A 6,972-nucleotide genomic window follows, 5' to 3' on the forward strand; every position below is an offset into this window, starting at 1 on the left:
GCAAGTCGACGCTGCTCAAGACGCTGCTGGATCAGCATCCGCGGCTTTCCGGCGACGTCTCGTTTTTCGGCTCGGCGTTCCGGAAGGTCAAGTCGCGGATCGGCTACGTGCCGCAGCGCGGCTCGGTGGACTGGGACTTCCCGACCGATGCGCTGGACGTCGTGACGATGGGTTTATACGGCAAGATCGGGTGGCTGCGGCGTCCCGGCCGCGCGCACAAGGAACGAGCGATGCAGGCGCTGTCCGAAATGGGGATGGCCGACTACGCGGGACGCCAGATCAGCCAGCTTTCGGGCGGTCAACAGCAGCGGGTGTTCCTCGCGCGGGCACTTGCGCAGGACGCCGAGCTGTATATGCTCGACGAGCCGCTGGCCGGCGTGGACGCCGTGACGGAGCGGGTCATCATGGATACGCTGCAGCGTCTCAAAGCGCAGGGCAAGACGGTGATGGTCGTCCATCACGACCTGCAGACGGTGGAGGATTACTTCGACCGCGTGCTGCTGCTGAACAGGACAGTCGTCGCGCACGGCACGACGGCGGAAGCTTTTACCCGGGATCGGCTGAGCGCGGCGTACGGCGGCATGCTTCGCTGGCTGGAGGGGAAATCGGGATGAACACATTGCTCTCGCACAACGCGCAGTGGGTGCTGCTCAGCACCTTGATCCTCGGGATGGCGGCGGGGATCATCGGCAGCTTCGCTTATTGGAAACGCCAGAGCCTCATGAGCGACGCCTTGTCGCATGCCGCGCTGCCCGGCGTCATCGTCGGCTTCGTATTGATCGGCACGAAAAATCTGCCCGTCATGATTGCGGGAGCCGCCATCAGCGCGCTGCTCGGCGCGCTTCTGATCGATTGGATCCGCTCGTCGACCCGCATCAAGGAGGACGCCGCGATGGGCATCGTGCTGTCGGTCTTTTTCGGACTCGGCATCATGCTGCTCACGTTCGTGAACCGGACGGCGGGCGGCAGCCAGAGCGGACTCGACAGCTTTATCTTCGGCCAGGCGGCCTCGATGGTCGGCGACGACGTCAGGCTGATGGCGGGGACGGCGGGGATTGTCCTGCTCGTCGCGATCGCAGGCTACAAAGAGTGGAAGCTCTTTCTGTTCGACCCCGCCTACGCGGCGGGACTCGGATTGTCCGTTCGCCTCATGAACGGCATCTACCTGGCCGTACTGGTACTCGTCATCGTCGTCGGCATTCAGGCGGCCGGCGTCGTGCTGATGGCGGCGCTGCTCATCATCCCCGCCGTCAGCGCCCGTTACTGGACGCATTCGTTCAAATGGACGATCGTCCTGTCGGCCGTATTCGGGGGAGGCGCCGGCGCGGCGGGAACGCTGCTCAGCGCGGCGGGCGCCGGCTGGCCGACCGGTCCGTTTATCGTGCTCGCGGCGTCCGCGACCTTTGCGATATCGTTATTTTTCGGCGCCAGCAAAGGCTTGCTCGTCCTTTATATCGGTCAGCGGGCGAGCCGCAGACGGCTGTCGTCCCAAAGCGTCGGCCCCATCGCCGCGCGCGAGGGGGCGGGACGATGAGCTACGCCGGCTGGATTCTTCTGACCGCTTCGCTCGTCGGCGTATGTTGCGGATTGATCGGCGTGCTGCTCATCCTGCGCCGCATGGCGATGATGGCCGACGCGATCAGCCATACGGTGCTGCTCGGCATCGTCTTGGCCTACATGGCGACTCGCGAGCTGAGCGGCGTTCATATGCTGATCGGAGCGGTAGGCGCCGGCTTGCTTACCGCCGTGCTCGTGCAGTGGTTTCAGTCCCGCGGCGTGCAGCAGGAGGCGTCGATCGGCATCGTGTTTACGACGCTGTTCGCGGTCGGCGTCGTGCTGATCGCCACGCAGGTCGGCAACGCGCACCTCGACGTGAAGCATACGCTGATGGGCGAGATCACCTTTATCCCCTGGGAAACGGTGAGGCTCCCGCTCGTCGGCGAAGTGCCGGAGGCAGTGGCACTGCTCGCGCTTGTGCTCGCGATTGCGCTGGCAGCGATCATCGCCTTTTACAAGGAGTGGAAAATTACATCGTTCGACCCCGCGCTGGCCGCGAGCCTGGGCATTCCTGCCGTGCTTATGCACTATGCGTTCATGTCGCTCGTATCGGTGACGACGGTCGCCTCGTTCGACGCGGTCGGCGCGATCATGGTCGTCGCGATGCTGATCACGCCGGCCTCCGCCGCCTACCTGTGGACCGACCGGCTGTCCGTTATGCTGGCGCTCGGCGCCGCCTTCGGCGCGCTGTCCGCCTGGATCGGCTACGGGATCGCGACCTGGCTCGATACGTCGATCTCGGGCTCGATGGCGTTCGCGACAGGCCTTCTGTTCGCGGCGAGCTTCCTCGGTTCCCCGCGCTACGGCGCGCTCTCCCGACTTCGGAGAGGGCGGCCGGCCGGCCGCGTTCCGGCAGCTGCCGACAGCGCTGACTGACCGTCTGCGACCCCAATAACGATAGCGGCTGCGACACGTCACAAATTTGACGTCTCGCGGCCGTTTCTTTCATATAAATGCATTGACACCTAAAATGATCGCTCCTATAATGCTTAATATTGAGAATCATTTTCAAGTAGAACGGATTAAGGCGCTTGGAGGCGACGACTTACATTGAAGGCGCATAGATGGTCTTCCGGAAAAACGATGCTCGCGAGTCTCGTGCTGCTTGCCGTGCTCGGCTGGGCGATGGGGCCTCTCGCTTCCGTAGCGGCCGCGGCGGAGCCGACGCACGCGGAGGAGGCGGCATCGCAGGCAGGAGCGCTCGTCTCGCATCTGGATGCCGGCGATGCCGAAGCGGCTGCACAGGATGTGGCGGCGATCAAAAAGTGGTGGGCGAAAGACAAAAACGACGTCAAGCGGCAGTCGCTCGATCTGGCGCTGGAGATCGACGGGCAGATCGCGGCCCTCTCGCTTGCGATGCTGAGCGGCAAGCTGGACGAGGCATCGTCGCAGGCCGCCAATCTCCGATTTTCGGTCACCAACCTGCGCGACGGCGCGTTCGCCGACAACGACGGCAACAGCCGGATGACGCTGTCTGCGTACATCCTTAAGCTGCGCGAGGCCGGCAACCTGGCCAAGCAAGGGAGCTGGGAAGAGGCGGGGCAAAGCATCAAGCAGCTTCAGCGGCAATGGCTGTCCGTTGAGGGCGACGTGGTGAGCCAATCGCAGCGCGTATACAACGACACCGAGCGCGATCTGGTCATGCTGGACGGCTATTTGAGCAATCCGGATCAAAGGGCGCTGGCGGAGCCGGTCATCGACCGGCTGGTCGAAGGGCTTGCGCCGCTCGCCGATGCGCAGTACTCGTGGTGGGACGCGGCGCTTATCCCGATCCGCGAGGGGCTCGAGGCACTGCTGGTCGTCGGCGCGCTGCTCATGTACGCCAAGCGAGCCGGCTCCAAGCCGGCCAAGCTTTGGGTCGCCGGCGGCTCCGCCGCGGGACTGCTGGCCAGCGTCGGCGCGGGCTTTGCGGTCGTGCTGCTGCTGTCGTCGAGCGCCTTCGGACACAACAATTTACTCATTAACGGTTGGACGGGCGTATGCGCCAGCCTGATGCTGCTGTACGTCAGCTACTGGCTGCACCGCCATTCGGACGCGAAGCGCTTCAACCGGCTGCTCGCCGAGCGGAGCACGCGCGCGCTTTCCGGCGGGCATATGTTTACGCTGGCGCTGCTCTCTTTTTTCGCTATCGTTCGCGAGGGGCTCGAGACCGTCATCTTCCTGATCGGCATGGCCAGCAAGATGCCCGGGACCGAGCTTGCCGCCGGCATCGCCGCCGGATTCCTCGTCCTGGCTGCCGCGGCCTTCGTTATCGTCAAGGCGGGCTCGAAGCTGCCGATCCGGCCTTTTTTCCTCGGGTCCAGCTTGATCGTGTTCTATCTCTGCTTCAAATTCATGGGCTCCGGCATCCACAGCCTGCAGATGGCCGGGGTGTTGCCGTCCACGGTGAACGAAGCGCTGCCCGATCTTACGTCGCTCAGCCTGTATCCTTCGTGGTACAGCACCTTGCCGCAGCTCATCTTCCTGGCTTGCGGCTGCACCGCGGTCGTATGGTCGCTGCTGAAGGGCAGACGCGGGCGCAACGTCCCGCTTTCTTAACAGGCTTAACCTAATTTTTGCGCATAGCGCTAGATGATCGGAGACCGTTATAATGATGAAAAAAACGTCCTTTGGTATCGTAACGATTGCAAGTATGCTGGCACTGTCCGCATGCAGCGGCGGATCTAACAACGACGAAGCAGCCGGCGCATCGGCTACAGCTACCGCTTCCGTCTCTACCGGTTCGGCCGCCGCTTCTTCGGCTTCCGCCTCGGCAAGCGCCGAAGTACCTGGCGCGATTCAGGCGGGCACGGCTCAAATGCTCGATCAAACGAAGCAGCTGCAGGACCTTATCGACAAGGCCGATGCAGAAGGCGTTAAGACGCTCGGCAAGACGATCAACGAGACCTGGCTGTCGTTCGAAAACGCCGTCAGACAAACGTTCCCGCTCGAATACACGGACGTGGAAAAGTACGAAATGCCGATTTTTTCCGCATCGGCCTACGACAAGATCGATTTCGACGCGCTGAAGGTCAATGCGACCGGCTTGGCCGACGCGCTGACGAAGCTGCAAAGCGCCAAGCCGTCGACGGCCAGCTCCTCCGAGCTGCTGAAGGAAGCCGTCCAAAAATATCAGCAATACGTCGTGGACCAGACGAACAAGCTGACCGACCAGACCCAAGCGTTCGTGGATGCCGTCAAAGCGGGCAATGTCGATCAAGCCAAGGCCGAGTACGTGAAGGCGCGCGTCTACTACGAGACGATCGAGCCGATCGCCGAGAGCTTCGGCGAACTGGACCCGAAGATCGACGCCCGGCTGGCCGACGTGGACGATCCGAGCACCTGGACCGGCTTCCACGAGATCGAGAAGGCGCTGTGGGTCGACAACTCGCTGGCGGGCCAGGATAAGTTCGCCGACCAGCTGATCACGGACGTCAAAGCGCTGCAGGCCGAGGTTCAGAAGCTCGAGCTCGAGCCGAAGACGGTCGTCGCCGGCGCGATGGAGCTGCTGAACGAAGCGGCAACGTCCAAGATTACCGGCGAAGAAGAGCTGTATTCGCACATCGATCTCGTCGACCTCGCGGCGAACGTCGAGGGCTCGAAGACGGTTTATCTGTCGATCATTCCGGCGCTCAACGAGAGCAACGTCGAACTGGCCGACAAGCTCGACCAGGCGTTTCAAGGGATGGAAAAGGCATTGTCCGGATTCGTCAAGGACGGTCAATACGTTGTTTATACCGAGTTGACGACGGATCAGATCCGCGATATCAGCGACCGCCTCAGCGCGTTGTCCGAGCTGATGTCGCAAACCGCCGCCATCCTCTAAGTTAACGGAGGGAGCCCACACTTATTATGGAACCGAATCGGACGGGCATGACGCGCAAAGATTTTCTGAAGCTGTCGGCCACCGTCGGGGCCGGCATCGCGATCGGGGCCTCCGGCCTCGGCGCGATTCTTGGCGTTCCCAAGCCGAAGGCCGAGGGCGGGAAGGTCTCGGCTCAATCGGACGAAGACATCGTCCCGCTGTACGCCGACCATCAGCCCGGCATCGTCACGCCGCAGCAGACGTATTTGTATCTGGCGGCGTTCGACATCGCGACAGGCAGCAAACAAGATTTGATCGGGATGCTGAAGGACTGGACGAGATTCGCCGATCTGAGCGCGAAGGGCGGCACGATGAGCCTGGGCGACAATCCGCTCGTACCGCCGACCGATACCGGGGAGACGCTCGAGTTGCCGCCCTCGCGGCTGACGGTCACGATCGGCTTCGGCCCCTCGTTTTTCGTCCGGGACGGCGTCGACCGCTTCGGCATTGCCCAAGCTTTGCCGCTGCACCTGAAGGATATCCCGCGAATGGCGCGCGAAAATATCGACAAAGGCATCTCGGGCGGAGATGTCTGTCTGCAAATATGCGCAGACGATCAGCAGGTCGCCTTTCACGCGATACGCAACCTGATCCGGCTGTCGACCGGCCGGGCTTCGCTCAAGTGGATGCAGGAAGGCTTCGCGAGCGGGAAGCCGGGACAGACGCCGCGCAATTTGTTCGGCTTCAAGGACGGCACCGCCAACAGCCTGCACGACTCGGCACAAGGGCACGACGAAGTCGTGTGGGCAGGGGACGACGAGCCCGCATGGATGCGCGGCGGCTCCTATATGGCGTACCGCAAAATTCAAATGAAGCTCGAGAGCTGGGATCGCACATCGCTGTCCGACCAGGAGGCGACGTTCGGCAGAAGCAAAGTATCGGGCGCCGCGTTCGGAGCGAAGGCCGAATTCGATGCGTTCGACGCCGCCAAGCTGCCGGAGCGTTCGCACGTTCGGCTGGCTAAAGAATCCAAGCAGCAGATTCACCGTCGCGCGTATTCCTATACCGATAAAGTGGATCCACGGACGGGCAACGTGGACGCAGGGCTGCTGTTCATCAGCTACCAGCGCGACCCGGACCGGCAGTTCGTACCGATGCTTCGCCTGATGCAGAACAACGACGCCTTAAACGCCTACGTATCCCATGTCGCCAGCGCGATGTTCGCCTGCCCGGCAGGCTTGCGGCCCGGGCAATATTTCGGTCAGCGTATTCTTGAGAGCTAGTCCCCTTTTAAGCTCGCCTTTTAGTCAGCCTTTAAGCTCGCCATCGGCGGGCTTTTTTTGGTGTCGCAGGTTGACTTCGACGCAGAGCATTTGTTATCTTCTTAAATAGTAATAATTACGATTAAGGAGCGAGTAAACATGTCTAATGAACGAATCATTCCCGTCACGGTGCTCAGCGGGTACTTGGGTGCGGGGAAAACGACGGTATTGAACCATGTGCTGAACAATCGGAGCGGATTAAAGGTCGCGGTCATCGTCAACGACTTGAGCGAGGTGAATATCGATGCGGACCTGATCAGGGACGGCGGAGGCGTATCCCGAACGGACGAGACGCTCGTCGAGATGTCG

The 6,972-nt window shown here is 62.0% G+C and carries 7 protein-coding genes; all 7 read left to right on the forward strand.

The window, feature by feature from the left end:
• Window positions 1-614: metal ABC transporter ATP-binding protein (locus tag KVT38_RS32790; RefSeq protein WP_217597949.1), on the forward strand; the 614-nt coding region annotated here is incomplete at its 5' end.
• The gene (locus KVT38_RS32795) at window positions 611-1,534 is read left to right on the forward strand and encodes a metal ABC transporter permease (RefSeq protein ID WP_217597950.1); all 924 of its coding nucleotides are present in this window, start codon (window positions 611-613) and stop codon (window positions 1,532-1,534) included. The genes KVT38_RS32790 and KVT38_RS32795, both read left to right, overlap by 4 nt.
• On the forward strand, window positions 1,531-2,433 hold the full coding sequence (locus KVT38_RS32800; protein WP_217597951.1) for a metal ABC transporter permease: 903 nt from the start codon (window positions 1,531-1,533) through the stop codon (window positions 2,431-2,433). The genes KVT38_RS32795 and KVT38_RS32800 overlap by 4 nt, the downstream gene beginning before the upstream one ends.
• A gap of 174 nt (window positions 2,434-2,607) precedes the next feature.
• A complete protein-coding gene (locus tag KVT38_RS32805; protein ID WP_217597952.1) occupies window positions 2,608-4,095 on the forward strand; it encodes an FTR1 family iron permease in 1,488 nt (495 codons plus the stop codon).
• Between the two features lie 52 nt (window positions 4,096-4,147).
• Window positions 4,148-5,362, forward strand: a complete 1,215-nt coding sequence (gene efeO, locus KVT38_RS32810) for an iron uptake system protein EfeO (RefSeq protein ID WP_254639742.1) — start codon at window positions 4,148-4,150, stop codon at window positions 5,360-5,362.
• A 26-nt stretch (window positions 5,363-5,388) separates the two neighbouring features.
• The gene (gene efeB, locus KVT38_RS32815) at window positions 5,389-6,624 is read left to right on the forward strand and encodes an iron uptake transporter deferrochelatase/peroxidase subunit (RefSeq protein ID WP_217597953.1); all 1,236 of its coding nucleotides are present in this window, start codon (window positions 5,389-5,391) and stop codon (window positions 6,622-6,624) included.
• 138 nt (window positions 6,625-6,762) lie between these two features.
• The coding region (locus KVT38_RS32820) for a GTP-binding protein (RefSeq protein WP_306795376.1) at window positions 6,763-6,972 on the forward strand (210 nt) is incomplete at its 3' end.

Source organism: Cohnella sp. GbtcB17 (assembly GCF_019091135.1).
In the GTDB taxonomy this organism is placed as follows: domain Bacteria; phylum Bacillota; class Bacilli; order Paenibacillales; family Paenibacillaceae; genus Cohnella.

Bases quoted from the DNA above. Each gene is read 5' to 3' on its own strand.
- KVT38_RS32795 (WP_217597950.1), top strand. From the start codon at position 611: ATGAACACATTGCTCTCGCACAACGCGCAGTGGGTGCTGCTCAGCACC.
- KVT38_RS32800 (WP_217597951.1), top strand. From the start codon at position 1,531: ATGAGCTACGCCGGCTGGATTCTTCTGACCGCTTCGCTCGTCGGCGTA.
- efeO (WP_254639742.1), top strand. From the start codon at position 4,148: ATGATGAAAAAAACGTCCTTTGGTATCGTAACGATTGCAAGTATGCTG.
- efeB (WP_217597953.1), top strand. From the start codon at position 5,389: ATGGAACCGAATCGGACGGGCATGACGCGCAAAGATTTTCTGAAGCTG.